Annotated in this window: 17 protein-coding genes; 11 read left to right on the top strand and 6 right to left on the bottom strand. The window is 59.6% G+C overall.

Features of this window, described 5'->3' with window-relative positions; all coding sequences use genetic code 11:
* Positions 1 to 43 precede the first annotated feature (43 nt).
* The 3 genes from AC3WP7_RS25750 to AC3WP7_RS25740 form a co-directional block, all read right to left on the bottom strand.
* Positions 44 to 1,702: a cation acetate symporter gene (locus AC3WP7_RS25750; RefSeq protein ID WP_071489586.1), complete on the bottom strand. Its 1,659-nt coding sequence runs from the start codon at positions 1,700 to 1,702 to the stop codon at positions 44 to 46.
* Entirely contained in the window at positions 1,699 to 2,010 is a 312-nt protein-coding gene (locus AC3WP7_RS25745) for a DUF485 domain-containing protein (RefSeq protein ID WP_016972153.1), read from the bottom strand. Before AC3WP7_RS25745 ends, AC3WP7_RS25750 begins: the two co-directional genes overlap by 4 nt.
* Positions 2,011 to 2,265: 255 nt before the next feature.
* Positions 2,266 to 3,117, bottom strand: coding sequence for a glycine betaine ABC transporter substrate-binding protein (locus AC3WP7_RS25740; protein ID WP_025857941.1), 852 nt, complete (start codon positions 3,115 to 3,117; stop codon positions 2,266 to 2,268).
* Between the two features lie 331 nt (positions 3,118 to 3,448).
* Here AC3WP7_RS25740 and AC3WP7_RS25735 point away from each other — a divergent pair, with 331 nt between their 5' ends.
* Positions 3,449 to 5,002, top strand: a complete 1,554-nt coding sequence (locus tag AC3WP7_RS25735; protein WP_102592525.1) for a glycoside hydrolase family 17 protein — start codon at positions 3,449 to 3,451, stop codon at positions 5,000 to 5,002.
* A gap of 81 nt (positions 5,003 to 5,083) precedes the next feature.
* On the opposite strand, the gene AC3WP7_RS25730 is transcribed toward AC3WP7_RS25735, so the two are convergent.
* Positions 5,084 to 5,452: a hypothetical protein gene (locus AC3WP7_RS25730; RefSeq protein ID WP_102592526.1), complete on the bottom strand. Its 369-nt coding sequence runs from the start codon at positions 5,450 to 5,452 to the stop codon at positions 5,084 to 5,086.
* A gap of 236 nt (positions 5,453 to 5,688) precedes the next feature.
* On the opposite strand from AC3WP7_RS25730, the gene AC3WP7_RS25725 reads away from it, so the two are divergent.
* The 4 genes from AC3WP7_RS25725 (at position 5,689) to AC3WP7_RS25710 (ending at position 9,675) form a co-directional block, all read left to right on the top strand.
* Complete coding sequence (locus AC3WP7_RS25725; RefSeq protein ID WP_071488466.1) at positions 5,689 to 6,987, top strand: serine/threonine protein kinase; 1,299 nt, start codon at positions 5,689 to 5,691, stop codon at positions 6,985 to 6,987.
* The gene (locus AC3WP7_RS25720) at positions 6,980 to 7,768 is read left to right on the top strand and encodes an MlaA family lipoprotein (RefSeq protein WP_092247818.1); all 789 of its coding nucleotides are present in this window, start codon (positions 6,980 to 6,982) and stop codon (positions 7,766 to 7,768) included. The genes AC3WP7_RS25725 and AC3WP7_RS25720 overlap by 8 nt, the downstream gene beginning before the upstream one ends.
* A gap of 125 nt (positions 7,769 to 7,893) precedes the next feature.
* Complete coding sequence (locus AC3WP7_RS25715) at positions 7,894 to 8,487, top strand: hypothetical protein (protein ID WP_146012706.1); 594 nt, start codon at positions 7,894 to 7,896, stop codon at positions 8,485 to 8,487.
* Positions 8,488 to 8,796: 309 nt separating this feature from the next.
* Positions 8,797 to 9,675, top strand: a complete 879-nt coding sequence (locus AC3WP7_RS25710; protein ID WP_092247816.1) for a hypothetical protein — start codon at positions 8,797 to 8,799, stop codon at positions 9,673 to 9,675.
* A 224-nt stretch (positions 9,676 to 9,899) separates the two neighbouring features.
* On the opposite strand, the gene AC3WP7_RS25705 is transcribed toward AC3WP7_RS25710, so the two are convergent.
* On the bottom strand, positions 9,900 to 10,814 hold the full coding sequence (locus tag AC3WP7_RS25705; RefSeq protein ID WP_102592527.1) for a DUF808 domain-containing protein: 915 nt from the start codon (positions 10,812 to 10,814) through the stop codon (positions 9,900 to 9,902).
* Positions 10,815 to 10,948: 134 nt separating this feature from the next.
* On the opposite strand from AC3WP7_RS25705, the gene AC3WP7_RS25700 reads away from it, so the two are divergent.
* Positions 10,949 to 11,554 (top strand): TetR/AcrR family transcriptional regulator, encoded by a 606-nt coding sequence (locus AC3WP7_RS25700; RefSeq protein ID WP_092247810.1) that lies wholly within the window; start codon positions 10,949 to 10,951, stop codon positions 11,552 to 11,554.
* A gap of 45 nt (positions 11,555 to 11,599) precedes the next feature.
* Here AC3WP7_RS25700 and AC3WP7_RS25695 read toward each other — a convergent pair whose 3' ends face one another.
* Positions 11,600 to 12,040 carry a GlcG/HbpS family heme-binding protein gene (locus AC3WP7_RS25695; RefSeq protein ID WP_092247807.1) on the bottom strand — a complete coding sequence of 147 codons (441 nt, stop codon included), beginning with the start codon at positions 12,038 to 12,040 and terminating at the stop codon, positions 11,600 to 11,602.
* 256 nt (positions 12,041 to 12,296) lie between these two features.
* On the opposite strand from AC3WP7_RS25695, the gene gcl reads away from it, so the two are divergent.
* From gcl to pyk, 5 genes are all read left to right on the top strand, one after another.
* Positions 12,297 to 14,072: a glyoxylate carboligase gene (gene gcl, locus AC3WP7_RS25690; protein ID WP_093514421.1), complete on the top strand. Its 1,776-nt coding sequence runs from the start codon at positions 12,297 to 12,299 to the stop codon at positions 14,070 to 14,072.
* 10 nt (positions 14,073 to 14,082) lie between these two features.
* Positions 14,083 to 14,865, top strand: a complete 783-nt coding sequence (gene hyi, locus AC3WP7_RS25685; protein WP_093514420.1) for a hydroxypyruvate isomerase — start codon at positions 14,083 to 14,085, stop codon at positions 14,863 to 14,865.
* Positions 14,866 to 14,883: 18 nt separating this feature from the next.
* A complete protein-coding gene (locus tag AC3WP7_RS25680) occupies positions 14,884 to 15,774 on the top strand; it encodes a 2-hydroxy-3-oxopropionate reductase (protein WP_071488472.1) in 891 nt (296 codons plus the stop codon).
* A 178-nt stretch (positions 15,775 to 15,952) separates the two neighbouring features.
* Positions 15,953 to 17,233 (top strand): glycerate kinase type-2 family protein, encoded by a 1,281-nt coding sequence (locus tag AC3WP7_RS25675; RefSeq protein ID WP_102592528.1) that lies wholly within the window; start codon positions 15,953 to 15,955, stop codon positions 17,231 to 17,233.
* A complete protein-coding gene (gene pyk / locus AC3WP7_RS25670; RefSeq protein WP_093514418.1) occupies positions 17,223 to 18,638 on the top strand; it encodes a pyruvate kinase in 1,416 nt (471 codons plus the stop codon). Before AC3WP7_RS25675 ends, pyk begins: the two co-directional genes overlap by 11 nt.
* Positions 18,639 to 18,701 lie beyond the last annotated feature (63 nt).

Genomic DNA, 18,701 nt, shown 5'->3' with positions numbered 1-18,701 from the left:
CCCCGGCCTTTCGACCGGGGCATTTCCTTATCGGGCTACAACCTTAGTGATTCACCGCCCCACTCGCCCCCAGGCCAGTCTGCGAACGCACAAACTGCGGGAAGTACAGCGCACGCTCTTTCTCTGCCGCCGCCGACTTGTCGGTGATGGAGAAGAACCAGATGCCGACGAACGCAATGATCATCGAGAACAGCGCCGGGTATTCGTAAGGGAAGATGGCTTTTTCGTGGTGCAGGATCGAGACCCAGATGGTCGGGCCAAGGATCATCAGACCAACCGCACTGACCAGGCCCAGCCAGCCGCCGATCATCGCGCCACGGGTGGTGAGGTTTTTCCAGTACATGGAAAGCAGCAACACCGGGAAGTTACAGCTGGCGGCAATGGAGAACGCCAGGCCGACCATGAACGCGATGTTCTGGCTTTCGAACAGGATACCCAGGCCGATCGCCAATACGCCCAACGCGATGGTGGTGATCTTCGAGACGCGAATCTCATCCTTGTCGTTGGCCTTGCCTTTCTTGATCACACTGGCGTACAGGTCATGGGACACCGCCGACGCACCGGCCAGGGTCAGGCCTGCAACCACCGCAAGGATGGTGGCAAAGGCCACGGCCGAGATGAAGCCCAGGAAGATACTGCCGCCCACCGCGTTGGCCAGGTGCACCGCCGCCATGTTGTTGCCGCCAAGCAAGGCACCAGCCGCATCCTTGAACGCCGGGTTGGTGCTCACCAGCAGGATCGCGCCGAAACCGATGATGAAGGTCAGGATGTAGAAGTAGCCGATAAAGCCAGTTGCATACAGCACGCTCTTGCGCGCTTCCTTGGCGTCGCTCACGGTGAAGAAACGCATCAGGATGTGCGGCAGGCCGGCGGTACCGAACATCAGTGCCAGGCCCAGGGAGAATGCCGAGATCGGGTCTTTCACCAGGCCGCCAGGGCTCATGATCGCTTCACCTTTAGGGTGAACCTTGATCGCCTCGGAGAACAACATATTGAAGTCGAAGTTGACGTGCTTCATCACCATCAGCGCCATGAACGAGGCACCGGACAGCAACAGCACCGCCTTGATGATCTGCACCCAGGTGGTCGCCAGCATGCCGCCGAACAGCACGTACATGCACATCAGGATCCCCACCAGGATCACCGCTACATGATAGTCCAAGCCGAACAGCAGCTGGATCAACTTGCCCGCGCCCACCATCTGCGCGATCAGGTAGAACGCCACCACCACCAGCGAGCCACAGGCCGAGAGGCTGCGGATCTGGGTCTGGCCCAGGCGATAGGACGCCACGTCGGCAAAGGTGTACTTGCCCAGGTTACGCAGGCGCTCGGCGATCAGGAACAGAATGATCGGCCAGCCCACCAGGAAGCCGATCGAGTAGATCAGACCGTCATAGCCGGAGGTGTAGACCAGTGCGGAAATCCCCAGGAAGGACGCCGCTGACATGTAGTCGCCGGCAATGGCCAGGCCGTTCTGGAAACCGGTGATTTTGCCGCCGGCCGCGTAGTAGTCGGCTGCCGATTTGTTGCGCTTGGAAGCCCAGTAGGTGATGCACAGGGTCGCACCGACAAACGCGATAAACATCACGATGGCCGATATGTTCAGGGGTTGCTTGTGCACTTCACCGGTCAATGCGTCTGCCGCCCAGACGGCCGGAGCAAAGAGCGAAGCGCCGAATATTGCCAGTAGACGACGGATCATTGCGCAGCCTCCTTGAGAATCGCATTGTTCAGGTCGTCAAACTCGCCATTGGCCCGGCGCACGTAGATGCCGGTCAGGATGAAGGCGGACACAATCAGCCCGACGCCCAGGGGAATGCCCCAGGTAATCGACGAACCAGGGCTGAGCTTGGCCCCCAGCACTTGTGGCCCGTAGGCGATCAACAGGATGAAAGCGGAGTAAAGCCCTAGCATGATCGCCGAGAGAATCCAGGCGAACCTTTCCCTTTTTCTCACCAGCTCCTTGAAACGCGGGCTGTTTTGAATCGAGAGGTAAATGCTGTCGTTCATTGTTTTTATCCTCGCAGCACAGCTTTTTTATTATTGGAACGTATCCACTGTATGCGGCTGCCGTAGAGGTTCCAGACGACCTTAGTCTTAGATCGAGTGTAGCGAGGGTTTGCGGGGGCGCAGGGAGATTTGCGGGAGGCAAAATTAATGTGGGAGGGGGCTTGCCCCCGATAGCAGTGTGTCAGCCAGTACATCGATAGCTGACAGATCGCTATCGGGGACAAGCCCCCTCCCACAAGGGCATATCAGGGGCTGTTACTTACCGGTCCACTCGGCTACGCGCTCAGGGTGCTTGGCGACCCAATCCTTGGCCGCTGCATCAGGCTTGGCGCCTTCCTGGATAGCCAGCATGACTTCGCCGATTTCGTCCTTGGAGGCCCACTGGAATTTCTTCAGGAAGGCCGCGACTTCCGGCGCTTTCTTCTCCAGGCCCTTGCTGCCGATGCTGTTGACGGTTTCAGCAGCACCATAAATCCCTTTTGGATCGTCCAGGAAACGCAGTTTCCACTTGGCGAACATCCAGTGTGGCACCCAACCGGTGACCGCAATGGATTCCTGTTTGTCTTCGGCGCGGGTCAGCTCGGCGATCATCGCCGCACCCGAGCTGGCTTGCAGTTTGTAGTCGAGGCCGTACTGCTTGATGGCTTCGTCGGTCTTGAGCATCACGCCCGAGCCGGCGTCGATACCGACGATCTTGTTCTTGAAGGTGGTGTCGGTCTTGAGGTCTTCGATGGACTTGGCCTTGACGTACTCCGGCACGATCAGGCCGATCTTGGCATCCTTGAAGTTGGGGCCGTAGTCGACCACCTTGTCCTTGTTCTTGGCCCAATACTCACCGTGGGTCACCGGCAACCAGGCGGACAGCATGGCGTCGAGCTTGCCGGTGGCCACGCCCTGCCACATGATCCCGGTGGCTACCGCTTGCAGTTTCACGTCATAACCGAGCTTGGCCTTGATCACCTCTGCCGCCACGTGCGTGGTGGCAACGCTGTCGGACCAGCCGTCCACATAGCCGATGCTCAGGGTTTTGCTGTCGGCGCTGGCCAGTGTGGAGCTCATCGCAACTACCAGAGTGGCAGCTGCGCCCAAGAGTCGTCGCATCTTCATCGTACTTCCCCGAAAGTGCTGCGCCCGACGGATGCCGAGCGACGTCAACCTGTTGTTATGTGGTGCACCGCGCCCCCGTCACGCGCATCGATCCGGTGTCTGCGGCATCAGTGGAGTGCTGACAGTTCGATCATCAACCTGCCGCGCCCTTCGACCTGCTCTGTCAGCGACCTCATACAAGCAAGAAACGACATCACATAGCCAGCAGGGCATTTTGTAGGACTTGACGCCAAAATCCCGCCCGAACTTTGCATGTCAAAATTATGCGGCCCCACTGGGACGGCCCAAATCCGGGTAAGATGCGCGCCTTTGCTCTCCAGATAAGCCGACCATGCCCGCGACTGCCCGCTTCCCTGCCCTGCTCTATTTCTGCGCCCTGCTCCTCGGCCTGCTGGCCCTGATCGGCTACTGGTATGGCCTCGGCCGCCCCGTAGTGCTGCCCGATGTCGCCAGCGCCACGCACAAGATGCAGTGCGCGTCCTACACGCCGTTCGATAAAGACCAATCCCCGTTTGACCAGCCCTTCACACTGCGCCCGGAACGCATGGACGCCGACCTGGCCCTGCTGGCTACCCGCTTCGAATGCATTCGCACCTACTCCATGACCGGCCTGGAAGCCTTGCCGGAGATGGCACGCAAGCATGGACTGAAGGTGATGGCCGGCGCCTGGGTCAGCAGTGACCCGGTGGCGACCGAGAAAGAAATCGAAGAGTTGATCGCCGCAGCAAACGCCAACCCTGACGTAGTGACCTCGGTGATCGTCGGCAACGAAGCGCTGCTGCGTAAAGAAGTCACCGCCAAACAGCTGGTGACGCTGATCCAGACCGTGAAAAGCCGGATCAAGCAGCCGGTGACCTATGCGGATGTGTGGGAATTCTGGCTGCAACACCCGGAAATCGCGCCGGCGGTGGACTTCCTGACCATCCACCTGCTGCCGTACTGGGAAGATGACCCTTCCGGCATCGACCAGGCGCTCAAGCACGTGGGCGATGTGCGCCAGACGTTCGGCAACAAATTCGCGCCCAAGGACATCCTGATCGGTGAAACCGGCTGGCCCAGCGAAGGTCGCCAGCGCGAAACCGCCGTGCCGAGCCGGGTCAACGAAGCCAGGTTCATGCGGGGTTTCGTGGCCATGGCCGAGGCGAATGGCTGGCGCTACAACCTGATCGAGGCCTTTGACCAGCCGTGGAAGCGTGCGAGTGAAGGTGCCGTCGGTGGTTATTGGGGCCTGTTCGATGCCAATCGGCAGGACAAGGGCATCCTCGCGGGGCCCGTGACCAATGTGCCGTACTGGCCGCTGTGGCTCGGCGTGGGCGGGATCATCCTGCTGGGCACCCTGGTTCTGGGTGGCCGTGTGCACAGCACGCGCACCGCGATCGCCCTGCCGTTGCTGGGCGCCGTGGCAGCCTGCTCCATCGGCACCTGGGCCGAGCTGACCCGCGTCACCGCGCGGTTCAACGATGAATGGGTGTGGGCAGGCTTGCTGGTGGTGTTGAACCTGCTGGTGCTGGCCCATGCCGCCCTGGCCTTGAGCGCACGGCAAGATTGGCGCGCACGCGCATTCAACTGGCTGGAGCAGCGCGCTGGCTGGCTGGTGGCGACTGCCGGTTTTGCGGGGGCGGTAATGATGCTGGCGCTGGTGTTTGACCCGCGCTACCGCAGCTTCCCGAGCGCCGCGCTGGTGTTGCCAGCCCTGGTGTACCTGGTGCGCCCGGTGACCGGACCGCGCCGGGAGATTGCCTTGCTGGCCTTCATCATCGGTGCGGGTATTGCGCCGCAGTTGTACCGTGAAGGGTTGTTGAACCAGCAGGCTTGGGGTTGGGCGGTAGTGAGCCTGCTCATGACGGCAGCCTTGTGGCGCTGCTTGCGAGTGCGCAAGGTCTAAAACCGCTATCGGGGGCAAGCTTCCTCCCACAGGTGAATGCATTACCAATGTGGGAGGGGGCTTGCCCCCGATGAGGCCCTATCAGGCAACGCGGGGCTTCCTGACCAACCGCAACCCCGCGATCACCACCGCAAACACCGCAAACGTGGTGTTATACAACGCCAATGCCGGCAACCCGAACGTCATCCCCAGCACCGCCACCCCCCAGCCCACGCGGCCAGGCACAAAAAACGCCAGCACCGACGTGATCAGCGCGGTCCAGCCCAGCACCTTGAAGTGGATCATCAGGCCAAGGTTCGAACGCAATTGGCATTCCCAGCGGCTGGCTTCATCCACGCAAATGCCCACCCACTGGCCGTCCTCCATAAAGCCATAGCGCGCACCGTAACTGGCAGCCAACCATAGTGGCAGGGCAATAAGCAGCAAAATCAACGGTAAACGACGGGACATGGGCCACTCCGATAGGCAAAAACGGCGCTCAGCTTAATGCTCCGACAGCCGTTAGCAAGGCGCATACACACAATTAGTATTCATCAAAGCGCGGCAAAGTGTATCTTCTCGCTACTATTACCCCGATTCCGACGTTATTTACCGACTTTTCGTGCCGAGTGCTGGCACTTCGGCGACGACGCGGTGGTCATAGCCTGCGAACTTCATTAAGCACGTTTCCTCCTAGGGATTAAGTCATGCTCCGTTCCTTGCGCTGTGCTGCCCTGCTGGGCAGCCTATTTCTGAGTGCGTCAGCACTGGCCGTCGATATTGACCAGGCCAGCTATGGCTACCCTTTGACCAACCCGTTTGAAGCGACCATCGCCACCACACCGCCCGATCTTCGGCCAAAGTTGCCGAGCGATGACGAGATCAACCAATCCGACTACACCCTGAACATGCGCCCCGAGCGCGAGTTCAGCCTGCCGGACAACTTCTGGGCGGTGAAGAAACTCACCTACCGCATCGCCAAGCAGGACCGAGCGGCGCCGCTGATCTTCCTGATCGCCGGTACTGGCGCGCGGTTTGACAGCAGCCTCAACGAATACCTGAAGAAACTGTATTACCAGGCCGGCTACCATGTGGTGCAACTGTCGTCGCCCACCAGCTTCGACTTCATCAGCGCCGCCTCGCGCTTCGCCACCCCCGGGATCACCCAGGAAGACGCGGAAGACATGTACCGCGTGATGCAAGCCGTGCGCGCGCAGAACGCCTCGTTGCCGGTCACCGACTTCTACCTCACCGGCTACAGCCTGGGCGGCCTGGATGCGGCGTTTGTGGCCAAGCTCGACGAGACCCGTCGCAGCTTCAACTTCAAGAAAGTCTTGCTGCTGAACCCGCCCGTCAACCTCTATACCTCGATCACCAACCTCGACAAGCTGGTACAGACCGAGGTCAAGGGCATCAACAACACCACCACCTTCTATGAGCTGGTGCTGAACAAGCTGACCCGTTACTTTCAGCAAAAGGGCTACATCGACCTCAACGACGCCCTGCTGTACGACTTCCAGCAGTCCAAGCAGCACTTGACCAACGAACAGATGGCCATGCTGATCGGCACCTCGTTCCGTTTTTCAGCGGCCGACATCGCCTTTACTTCGGACCTGATCAACCGCCGTGGCCTGATCATCCCGCCGAAGTACCCGATCACCGAAGGCACCAGCCTTACGCCGTTCCTCAAGCGTGCGCTGCAATGCGACTTCGATTGCTACCTCACCGAACAAGTGATCCCGATGTGGCGCGCGCGCTCCGATGGGGGCAGCCTGTTGCAACTGGTCGACCAGGTCAGCCTGTACGCCCTCAAGGACTACCTGCACAACAGCCCGAAAATCGCCGTCATGCATAACGCGGACGATGTGATCCTCGGCCCTGGCGACCTCGGTTTCCTGCGTAAAACCTTCGGCGATCGCTTGACCGTCTACCCGCTGGGCGGCCACTGCGGCAACCTCAATTACCGCGTCAACGCCGACGCCATGCTGGAGTTCTTCCGTGGCTAAATATCTTCTGCTGCTTGCCGCCTTGATGTGCGCAGGCGTGGCCAATGCCGACAACAGCAAGGCCCATGAGCCGGTCAACGTGGATGCCGACGGTTTCAAGGAACCGCTGAGCAAGCTCAAGTTCAACCCAGGCCTGGACCAGAGGGAGTTCGAGCGCTCATCGCTCACCGCACTCAACGTGTATGACCCGCTGGAGTCGTGGAACCGCCGCGTGTACCACTTCAACTACCGCTTCGACCAATGGGTGTTCCTGCCGGTGGTCAACGGCTACACCTATGTGACCCCCAGCTTCCTGCGTACCGGCGTCAGCAACTTCTTCAATAACCTGGGCGACGTGCCCAACCTGTTGAACAGCCTGCTGCAACTCAAGGGCCACCGCTCCCTGGAAACCACCGGGCGCCTGCTGGTCAACACCACCCTCGGTATTGCCGGCCTGTGGGACCCGGCCACCGCCATGGGCCTGCCGCGCCAGAGCGAAGACTTCGGCCAGACCCTGGGCTTCTACGGCGTGCCTGGCGGGGCGTATCTGGTGCTGCCGATCTTCGGTCCATCCAACCTGCGCGATACCACTGGCCTGATCGTCGACTACGGCGCGGAAACCCAGATCAACTTCCTCAACGTGTCGGAAGTCAGCTCCAACCACCCGGAAATATGGGCGTTGCGTGCGGTGGATAAACGCTATCAGACCAGCTTCCGGTACGGGCAGATGAACTCGCCGTTTGAATATGAGAAAGTGCGGTATATATATACTGAGTCTCGAAAGTTACAAATAGCCGAATAACATAAATTCAGCAAATACAGGGCTACCCGGTTATTCGGGGAGCCCTTTTTTATTGCCAAAGAATTTCAACATAACCAGTAAAAACCTCGCCTCGCGCCGTGCCGTTTTCATGGAACCGCCCAGCCATGCAACGCACTAATACTGCGCAACCGATACATTTTTCGGCCTCGCCAGAAAAACAGAAAATATACTTAATCAAATGGAGTTGTTTATTTATGACCACTATTAGAAACGACCACAGCGCATCCAGTTTTACCCCTCCACCTCCGGCTACGATTTCAACAGCCCCAGTTCATCTCGAGCATGTGACCAGTCATGACCGAGACACATTCCATCTTCGCCTCCTTAAACAGGTCCTTGAACACCCTCTTTTTTCAACTCTAGACAAATGCGGAAAACCAGAGGGGGCTCACTTCCTGGACCTTAATAAATTTTATAAACAATTGGGTGGCAATTGGAACGACAAATCTCTAAGTCCGCTTCAGCGATTAAGCCTTGCGTTCAAGGCACTGGTTGTGCTTGAAAGTATTGACAGCATGGGCGGCGCTCACTCCAAGCAAAACGACAATAAAATCGATGGCGTCATGCGCAATCGACAGACGTTAGAGTCTCGCTATATTTCCAATACCGTACACGCAAATTCGGAATTCATGCGTTTATTGGATTATTGCGAAAGGGGAGAAGAAGCGTTGTCGGGCGATATCGTTAACCGGCGATAAGACTTCGCGAAGCATAACTTACAGACGGTAGGCAAACACTTCTTAGAAGGCCATTCGATTGAATGGCCTTTTTATTGCCAACAGAACACCCTACAACCAATACCTCTCACGCCAAATAGCTTTACATTCTTCCCACGACTGCAACGACACATTCCATACGAGGGAAAATGCCTTTCTTATAAATATTACAAACCATACACGTCAGGAACTGTCGCCGCCTCACCCACCAATCACTTTGCGAGGACAGCAAATGGACTCCAGCTTGACCTTCAATATCCGCTACATTCAAAATCACACAAGGATTATCACATGCCGTTTTCTATAGCCCCCGCCGCTCAAAAGTTTTTTTATACGGAACCCTCATTGCCTTCACAGCCTTCGAATCGTTGCGACCACGTGAAAAATGAGAAAGCAGAAAAAACCCCTTATCTTTCGTCTCTACGCCACGAACTCTCCTATCCCATCATTCACTTTGATCCGGTGACTAAAAAGTATGCGGTATCCAAACCCATCGACTTGTTAAAGAGGCAGGTAGGTGACTGGGATGATAAGAGTCGCAGCGTTGAAGAGAGGGAGACTTCCCGTCAGAAAGCCAACGAAACAATCAAACATTTTGATCAAAACGGTAATCAAAAAATCGACGGAGGTCGAACGTTTATTAACGCTGGGCCATATCACTTAGTGTCTGAATTGGCTAAACCGGGCTCTGAACTTGAAAAGTTCTATGAATACCTCACCTCCAAAGAACTACCAAAAGATCACCCACCCGCGACTGCCCCCAAAGAAAGACTCCGCAGCCCTGAACAAATAAAAAACGGGCCTTATTATTCGTCAATCAAGCACCGTATGAACGAGGAAATCGAGTACATAGATCCTCAAACAAAGAAATTAACAATAATTCGTTTAATCGACGCGATTAAGGCGCGAATAGGTGACTGGGACGCGACGGGGCTCAGCAAGAAGGCGCAGGCGAAAATATTGGACCGATTTGAAAAAGAGATTCTTATCCCAATCGATAAAAAAGGCGGAACGTCTTCTACCGCAGGTAACCAAGAAATCGACTTCCCTCCTCCGAATAGACTAATAGACAGAAAGATACGTCCCCACAGTATTGACGAACTGACCCTGCCGGGCTCAGAAGCAGATGTTCTTATGAGCTGGGCGATTTTTGGTGAACCTGTAAAATAACGACAGACGACTTCTTGACACCAGTGGAATTTCACTCTTTGTTTGGCAGGCGAGGTGCTGAAGCTGAAAAACTCCTTGAATGGCTCACCCGCCAGGATTGAGCGCGTCCCGTCTCGATGAGTAGAAGCCTGCGCCAGCAACACCTGACAGGTCCAGCACGTCACTCAGAAAATCTGTCCGCAAAAAGGCCATTCGAATGAATGGCCTTTTTTATTGCCAACGGATCAAGCCTTCGCGGCGTTCCAGAGCTTGCGCACTGCGCTGACCACTGCCAGCACCACTGCCCCCGCAACAATTCCCGCAATGCCGTTCAGCACCACCGGCACCAACCACGCCACCCCGCCCGCACCCCGGCTGACCGTTTCAATCCAGTGATGCACCACCGGCACGCCATGGGTAAGAATCCCACCGCCGACCAGGAACATCGCCGCCGTTCCGATCACCGACAGGCTTTTCATCATGTACGGTGCCGCTTGCAGGATGGCACCGCCGATACTGCGCGCCACCTGACCGGGCTTGCGGGTAAGCCACAGGCCCAGGTCATCCAGCTTGACGATACCGGCCACCAGTCCGTAGACGCCCACCGTCATGACGATGGCAATGCCGGACAGCACGATCACCTGCTGCATCAGCGGCGCATCGGCCACTGTGCCGAGGGTGATGGCGATGATTTCGGCGGAAAGGATGAAGTCGGTACGAATGGCACCCTTGATCTTGTCCTTTTCGAAGGCCACCAGGTCGGTTGCCGGATCGACCACGGCCTCGACCAACTGCGCATGTTCAGCCTGGTCCTGATCCTTGCTGTGCAGAAACTTGTGCGCGAGTTTCTCGAAACCTTCGAAACACAGGTAGGCGCCGCCGAGCATCAACAACGGCGTCACCGCCCACGGCGCGAACGCACTGATCAACAGCGCTGCGGGCACCAGGATCAACTTGTTGACGAAGGAGCCCTTGGCCACCGCCCACACCACGGGGATTTCCCGTTCGGCGCGCACGCCGGAGACCTGCTGGGCATTGAGCGCGAGGTCATCGCCCAGCACCCCGGCGGTCTTCTTCGCCGCCATCTTGGTCATCAGGGCAACGTCATCGAGTACCGCGGCGATATCGTCGATCAACACCAACAAGCTGCTTCCTGCCATGAATCGGGCTTCCGTAAGAGTGAGATGGCGCGAGCATAACGCGGCGCAAGGCCCGACGGGCAGATTGTTGAGGCGCGCGGATAGCCGGTGCTACCATGCGCAACCGCCAGTCTTGGCAAGGAAACTCCAGGTTTATGAGCACCATTCGCGAGCGCAACAAAGAAAAGATCCTGCGGGCGGCGAGCGAGGAGTTCGCCGACAAGGGCTTCGCCGCGACCAAAACCAGCGACATCGCCGCCAAGGCCGGCCTGCCCAAGCCCAACGTCTACTACTACTTCAAGTCCAAGGACAACCTCTACCGCGAGGTGCTCGAAAGCATCATCGAGCCGATCCTGGCCGCCTCCACGCCATTCAATCCGCAGGGCGACCCCAAGGAAGTCCTGAGCAACTACATCCGCTCGAAAATACGCATTTCCCGCGACCTGCCGTTTGCCTCCAAGGTGTTCGCCAGCGAAATCATGCACGGCGCGCCGCACCTGAGCGCTGATCAGGTCGAGCAACTGAATGCCCAGGCCAAACACAACATCGCGTGCATCCAGGATTGGGTGGATCGTGGCCTGATCGCGGCGATTGACCCCAATCACTTGATGTTCAGCATCTGGGCGGCCACACAGACCTACGCGGATTTCGACTGGCAGATCTCGGCAGTGACCGGCAAGGCCAAGTTGGATGAAGCGGATTACGAGGCGGCGGCGCAGACCATTATCCGGTTGGTGCTCAAGGGCTGTGAGCCGGACTGACACACCGTGTGTGTGTGTGCCAATCGGGGGCAAGTCAACACAGAATCAAGCTGACACCCCGGCATCCGCCATCAACCCCACCCCCTCGATCGCCGTGATCGCACACTGCTCATCAATATCCGACGTATCCCCGCTGATCCCGATCGCGCCCAGCACCACACCTTCCTGACTTCGAATCAACACCCCACCCGGCGCTGGCACCACACTGCCCTGCCCCAGGCTGTTCAATGCGGCGATAAAGGCCGGACGTTGCTGCGCGTCCAGCGCCAGCAGGCGTGACCCCTTGCCCAGGGCAATCGCCCCCCAGGCCTTGCCAATGGCGATCTGCGGGCGCAGCAAGCTCGCGCCGTCCTCCCGTTGCAGGGCGATCAAGTGACCGCCGCTGTCGAGTACCGCGATGGTCAGCGGCGCCGCCGCAACACTGCGCCCTGCAGCAAGGGCCTGACTGGCCAGTTGGGTGGCAATTTTCAAGGTTAAAGCGCTCATGGTGCCGTCCTTCTTTTGTTATTGGGAACGCGGTGCAGGTCTGAATGATCAGATGCTCCACCCGACAAATAGAACACAATGACTTTTATTTTTGTATACAATATTTTCGCACAAAAGCTCCATACGTCGAAAAAAGCCGTTCCGACGAACGCAAAGGCCAGTTTATAAAATGCATTGACCTGCGCAGCCCGCCGTGAATACACTTTGGACAGACACCACTTGTATACAATTACAAAACGCAAGAGGCACCAAAATAATGAGCAAAATGAGAGCAATCGAAGCCGCCGTCCTTGTCATGCGCCGTGAAGGCGTAGACACCGCCTTCGGTATCCCAGGCGCCGCGATCAACCCGCTGTATTCGGCCTTGCAGAAGGTGGGTGGCATCGATCACGTCCTTGCTCGCCACGTTGAAGGCGCCTCCCACATGGCCGAGGGCTACACCCGCACCAAGGCCGGCAACATCGGCGTGTGCATCGGCACGTCGGGCCCGGCGGGCACCGACATGGTCACGGGTCTTTACAGCGCCTCGGCCGATTCCATCCCGATCCTGTGCATCACCGGGCAAGCGCCCCGCGCCCGCATGCATAAGGAAGATTTCCAGGCCGTGGACATCACCAGCATCGTCAAGCCGGTGACCAAGTGGGCAACCACTGTCCTGGAGCCCGGCCAAGTGCCGTATGCCTTCCAGAAAGCCTTCTATGAAATGCGCTCCGGCCGCCCCGGCCCGGTGCTGATCGACCTGCCCTTCGACGTGCAGATGGCCGAGATCGAATTCGACATCGACGCCTACCAGCCGCTGCCCCTCGCCAAGCCTTTGGCCACCCGCTTGCAGGTGGAAAAAGCCCTGGCCCTGCTGGACCAGGCCGAGCGCCCGCTGCTGGTGAGTGGTGGTGGCGTGATCAACGCCGACGCCAGCGAGCTGCTGGTGGAATTCGCTGAGTTGACCGGCATCCCAGTGATCCCGACCCTGATGGGCTGGGGCACCATCCCTGACGATCATCCGCAGATGGTCGGCATGGTCGGCCTGCAAACCTCCCACCGGTATGGCAACGCGACGCTGCTCAAGTCGGACGTGGTGCTGGGCATCGGTAACCGCTGGGCCAACCGTCACACCGGTTCGGTGGAGGTGTACACCGAGGGCCGCACGTTCATTCACGTCGACATCGAGCCCACGCAGATTGGCCGCGTCTTCACCCCGGACCTGGGCATCGTCTCCGACGCCGGCTCCGCCCTGACAATGTTCATTGAAGTGGCCCGCGAGTGGAAAGCTGCCGGCAAACTCAAGGATCGCAGTGCCTGGCTGCACGACTGCCAGCAGCGCAAGGCCACCCTGCACCGCAAGACGCACTTCGACAACGTACCGGTCAAGCCACAACGTGTGTATGAAGAAATGAACCAGGTGTTCGGCAAAGACACCTGCTACGTCAGCACCATCGGCCTGTCGCAGATTGCCGGCGCGCAGTTCCTGCACGTGTACAAGCCACGCCACTGGATCAACTGCGGCCAGGCCGGCCCATTGGGCTGGACCATCCCCGCCGCCCTCGGCGTGGTCAAGGCCGACCCGAGCCGCAAGGTGGTGGCGCTGTCCGGCGACTACGACTTCCAGTTCATGATCGAAGAACTGGCCGTGGGCGCGCAGTTCAAGCTGCCGTATATCCACGTGGTGGTGAACAACTCCTACCTGGGCTTGATCCGCCAGGCCCAGCGTGGGTTTGAAATGGACTACTGCGTGCAGCTGTCCTTCGACAACCTCAACGCCCCGGAGCTCAACGGTTATGGCGTAGACCACGTGGCCGTCGCCGAAGGCCTGGGTTGCAAGGCCCTGCGCGTGTTCGAGCCAGGCCAGATCGCGCCGGCACTGCGCCGCGCCGAGGCAATGATCGAAGAATTCAAGGTGCCGGTGATCGTTGAGATTATTCTGGAGCGCGTGACCAATATTTCCATGGGCACCGAGATCAACGCCGTCAATGAATTCGAAGATCTGGCGCTGGTCGGCAATGATGCGCCGACTGCCATTTCCCTGCTCGATTAAGGAGAACCCTATGCCGCGTTTCGCCGCCAACCTGTCCATGCTGTTTACCGAACAGGACTTCCTTGCCCGCTTCAAAGCGGCTGCCGATTCCGGTTTCCAAGGGGTCGAATACCTGTTCCCGTATGAATTCAGTTCCGCTGAAATCAAGGCGCAGCTCGACGCCAACGGCCTGACCCAGGTGCTGTTCAACCTGCCGGCCGGTGACTGGGCCAAGGGTGAACGCGGCCTGGCGTGTCACCCGGACCGCGTCGAAGAGTTTCGCGCCGGGGTCAAGCTGGCCATCGCCTACGCCCAGGTGCTGGGCAACACCCAGATCAACTGCCTGGCAGGCATCCGCCCACACGGCGTTGATGACGAAACCCTGGAAAAAACCTTCGTCGCCAACCTCAAGTACGCCGCTGAAAAACTGCAAGCGGTGGGCATCAAGCTGGTGATGGAAGCGATCAATACCCGCGACATCCCTGGCTTCTACCTGAACAACACGGCGCAGGCCCTGTCGATTCGCGAACAGGTCGGCAGCGACAACCTGTTCCTGCAGTACGACATCTACCACATGCAAATCATGGAAGGCGACCTGGCCCGCACCATGGCCGCGCACCTGGGCGAGATCAACCATATCCAGTTGGCGGACAACCCGGGGCGTAACGAGCCGGGCACCGGTGAGATCAACTACCGCTTCCTGTTCGAGCATCTGGACCGCATCGGCTACACGGGTTGGGTCGGCTGTGAATACAAGCCGTTGACCACCACCGAAGCGGGTTTGGGTTGGTTGAAAACCCATAACGCCATCTAATAAAAAGAGGATTCTTTCATGGCTAAAATCGGATTCATCGGCACCGGCATCATGGGCCAACCCATGGCCGCGAACCTGCAGAAAGCAGGCCACCAACTGTTCCTCTCCGAGCACCACGGCAAGGCCCCGCAAGCGCTGATCGACGCTGGCGCCGTGGCCCTGGCCAACCCGCAGCAGGTGGCGCAGGAAGCCGAGTTCATCATCGTGATGGTGCCGGATACACCTCAGGTGGATGACGTGCTGTTCCGCAAGGACGGCGTCGCCGCAGGCCTGTCGCCGAACAAGGTGGTGATCGACATGAGTTCGATCTCCCCCACTGCCACCAAGGCATTCGCCGCGAAGATCAACGAGACCGGCGCGCAGTACCTGGACGCGCCCGTGTCCGGTGGCGAAGTCGGCGCCAAGGCCGGCACCCTGAGCATCATGATCGGTGGCGAGCCGCAGACCTTCGAACGCGCCTTGCCGCTGTTCCAGGCCATGGGCAAGAACATCACGTTGGTGGGCGGCAATGGCGATGGCCAGACCGCCAAGGTCGCCAACCAGATCATCGTGGCGCTGAATATCCAGGCGGTGGCCGAAGCATTGTTATTCGCGTCCAGGAACGGTGCCGACCCGGCCAAGGTGCGTGAAGCCCTGATGGGCGGCTTTGCCTCGTCGAAAATCCTCGAAGTGCATGGCGAACGCATGATCAAGGGCACCTTTGATCCGGGCTTCCGTATCAACCTGCACCAGAAAGACCTCAACCTGGCACTGGCCGGGGCCAAGGAGCTGGGAATCAACCTGCCGAACACCGCCGGTACGCAACAGGTGTTCAGCACTTGCGCCGCGATTGGCGGCGGCAACTGGGACCATTCGGCGCTGATCAAGGGCCTGGAGCATATGGCGAACTTCTCGATTCGCGATAAATAACCCCTGATGAGCTGCAGTCAAATGTGGGAGGGGGCTTGCCCCCGATAGCGGTGTATCAACCGACAAAAATGTTGAATGAAAGAATGCCATCGGGGGCAAGCCCCCTCCCACCATTTGACCCCATTCCAAGCCTGAAATTGACGCACCTCTAATAACAAAAATCCCCGGGAGCCCGCTTATGTCGGTCGATCCGCAACACCTGCTTCGCGCGCTGTTTGCCACAGCCATCGACGCCGCCCACCCCCGGCAAGTCCTTGAACCCTGCCTGCCCGCCGACCGCAGCGGCCGTGTGATCGTGATCGGCGCCGGCAAGGCGGCCGCCGCCATGGCGCTGGTCGTGGAGAACTGCTGGCAGGGCGACGTCAGCGGCCTGGTGGTCACCCGTTACGGCCACGGCGCACCCTGCAAAAAAATCGAAGTGGTCGAAGCCGCGCACCCGGTGCCCGATGCGGCGGGCCTCGCGGTGGCCAAGCGCGTTCTGGCATTGATCGGTAACCTCGGTGAAGACGACCGCGTGATCTTCCTGCTGTCCGGTGGCGGTTCCGCCTTGCTGGCACTGCCCGCCGAAGGCATCACCCTGGCCGACAAACAGGCCATCAACAAAGCCCTGCTCAAATCCGGCGCGACCATCGGCGAGATGAATTGCGTGCGCAAGCACCTCTCCGCAATCAAGGGCGGCCGCCTGGCGAAAGCCGCATGGCCGGCGACGGTCTACACCTATGCGATTTCCGACGTACCCGGCGATCAGGCCACGGTGATTGCCTCCGGGCCCACGGTGGGCGACCCGAGCACCTCGCAACAGGCCCTGGCGATCCTCAAGCGCTACCACATCGACGTTCCCGCCTCGGTGCGCAATTGGTTGCAAGACCCGGCCTCGGAAACCGTCAAGCCCGGCGACCCGGTGCTCTCGCGCAGCCACTTCCAATTGGTCGCCCGCCCGCAGCAATCTCTCGAAGCCGTGGCGGTGAAAGTGCGCCAGGCCGGGTTCAGCCCATTGATCCTCGGCGACCTGGAAGGCGAAGCGCGGGACGTGGCCAAGGTACACGCCGGCATTGCCCGGCAAATCGTGCAACACGGCCAGCCGCTGGCGGCGCCATGCGTGATTCTCTCCGGTGGCGAAACCACCGTCACCGTGCGCGGCACTGGCCGTGGCGGGCGCAACGCGGAGTTCCTGCTGAGCCTCACCGATAGCCTCAAGGGCCTGCCCGGCGTATACGCCCTGGCCGGTGATACCGACGGTATCGACGGCTCGGAAGACAACGCCGGCGCCATCATGACCCCCTGCAGTTACCGCCGCGCCGAAGCCCTCGGCCTGTCGGCCAGCGACGAATTGGACAACAACAACGGCTACGGCTATTTCGCCGCCCTCGACGGGTTGATCGTCACCGAGCCGACGCGCACCAACGTCAACGACTTCCGCGCCATCCTGATCCTTGAGACTGCCCAACATGACGCCTGACAAGAAGGTCAAAATCCTCGCCACCCTGGGCCCGGCCACCGACGGTATCGATGACATCCGCGAACTGGTGGAAGCCGGGGTGAATATCTTCCGGCTCAATTTCAGCCACGGCGATCATGCCGACCACGCCCAGCGCTACCAATGGATCCGCCAGGTCGAGCGCCAGCTGAATTACCCGTTGGGCATCCTCATGGATTTACAGGGGCCGAAGCTGCGAGTCGGGCGTTTTGCCGAGGGCAAGGTGCAACTGGTGCGCGGCCAGGCCCTGCGCCTTGACCTGGATCCGACGCCGGGCGACCAGCGCCGGGTCAACCTGCCCCACCCGGAAATCATCGCGGCGCTGGAGCCGGGCATGGACCTGCTGCTGGATGACGGCAAGCTGCGTCTGCGGGTCATCACCAAACATACTGACGCCATCGACACCACCGTGCTCAATGGTGGCGAACTGTCGGACCGCAAAGGCGTGAACGTCCCACAAGCCCTGTTGGAACTCAGCCCACTGACCGCCAAGGATCGGCGCGACCTGAGCTTCGGCCTGGAACTGGGCGTGGACTGGGTGGCGCTGTCGTTTGTGCAGCGCCCGGAGGATATCCGCGAAGCCCGCGAGCTGATCGGCGACAAGGCCTTCCTGATGGCCAAGATCGAAAAGCCCTCGGCTGTGCAGCACCTGCGAGAAATCGCCGAACTGAGCGACGCCATCATGGTGGCCCGGGGCGACCTGGGCGTGGAAGTGCCAGCCGAGAGCGTGCCGCAGATCCAGAAAGACATCATCCGTACCTGCCGCCAACTGGGCAAACCGGTGGTGGTGGCCACACAGATGCTGGAGTCGATGCGCTTCTCGCCGGCGCCGACCCGTGCCGAAGTCACCGATGTCGCCAACGCCGTGGCCGAAGGCGCGGACGCGGTGATGCTGTCGGCGGAAACGGCGTCCGGCGAGTACCCGCTGGAAGCCGTGCAGATGATGAGCAAGATCATCCGTCAGGTGGAAAACGGCCCGGACTACCAGACCCAGCTCGACGTCAACCGGCCCAAGGCGGATGCCACGGTGTCGGACGCACTCAGCTGTGCGATCCGCCGCATCAGCAGCATCCTGCCGGTGGCGGTGCTGGTGAACTACAGCGAGTCGGGCAGTTCCAGCCTGCGCGCGGCCAGGGAGCGGCCAGTGGCGCCGATCCTCAACCTTACGCCGAACCTGTCCACGGCGCGGCGCTTGAGCGTGGCGTGGGGCGTGCACTCGGTGGTCAATGACCGCCTGCGCCAAGTGGATGAGGTGTGCTCCACGGCACTGGAGATAGCCCAGGCACAGGGCATGGCGGAGCGTGGGGATACGTTGGTGATTACGGCGGGGGTGCCGTTCGGGCAGCCGGGGTCGACCAACTCGCTGCGTATCGAGACGCTGATTTAGCGTCTGTAAGGCCCTCATCGGGGGCAAGCCCCCTCCCACATTCGGATCTGTGAACCCAATCAA

It is taken from the genome of Pseudomonas sp. FW305-3-2-15-C-LB1 (assembly GCF_058787615.1).
The sequence above is the reverse complement of the archived record's forward strand: the minus strand, read 5'-3'. Positions and strand labels throughout refer to the sequence as shown.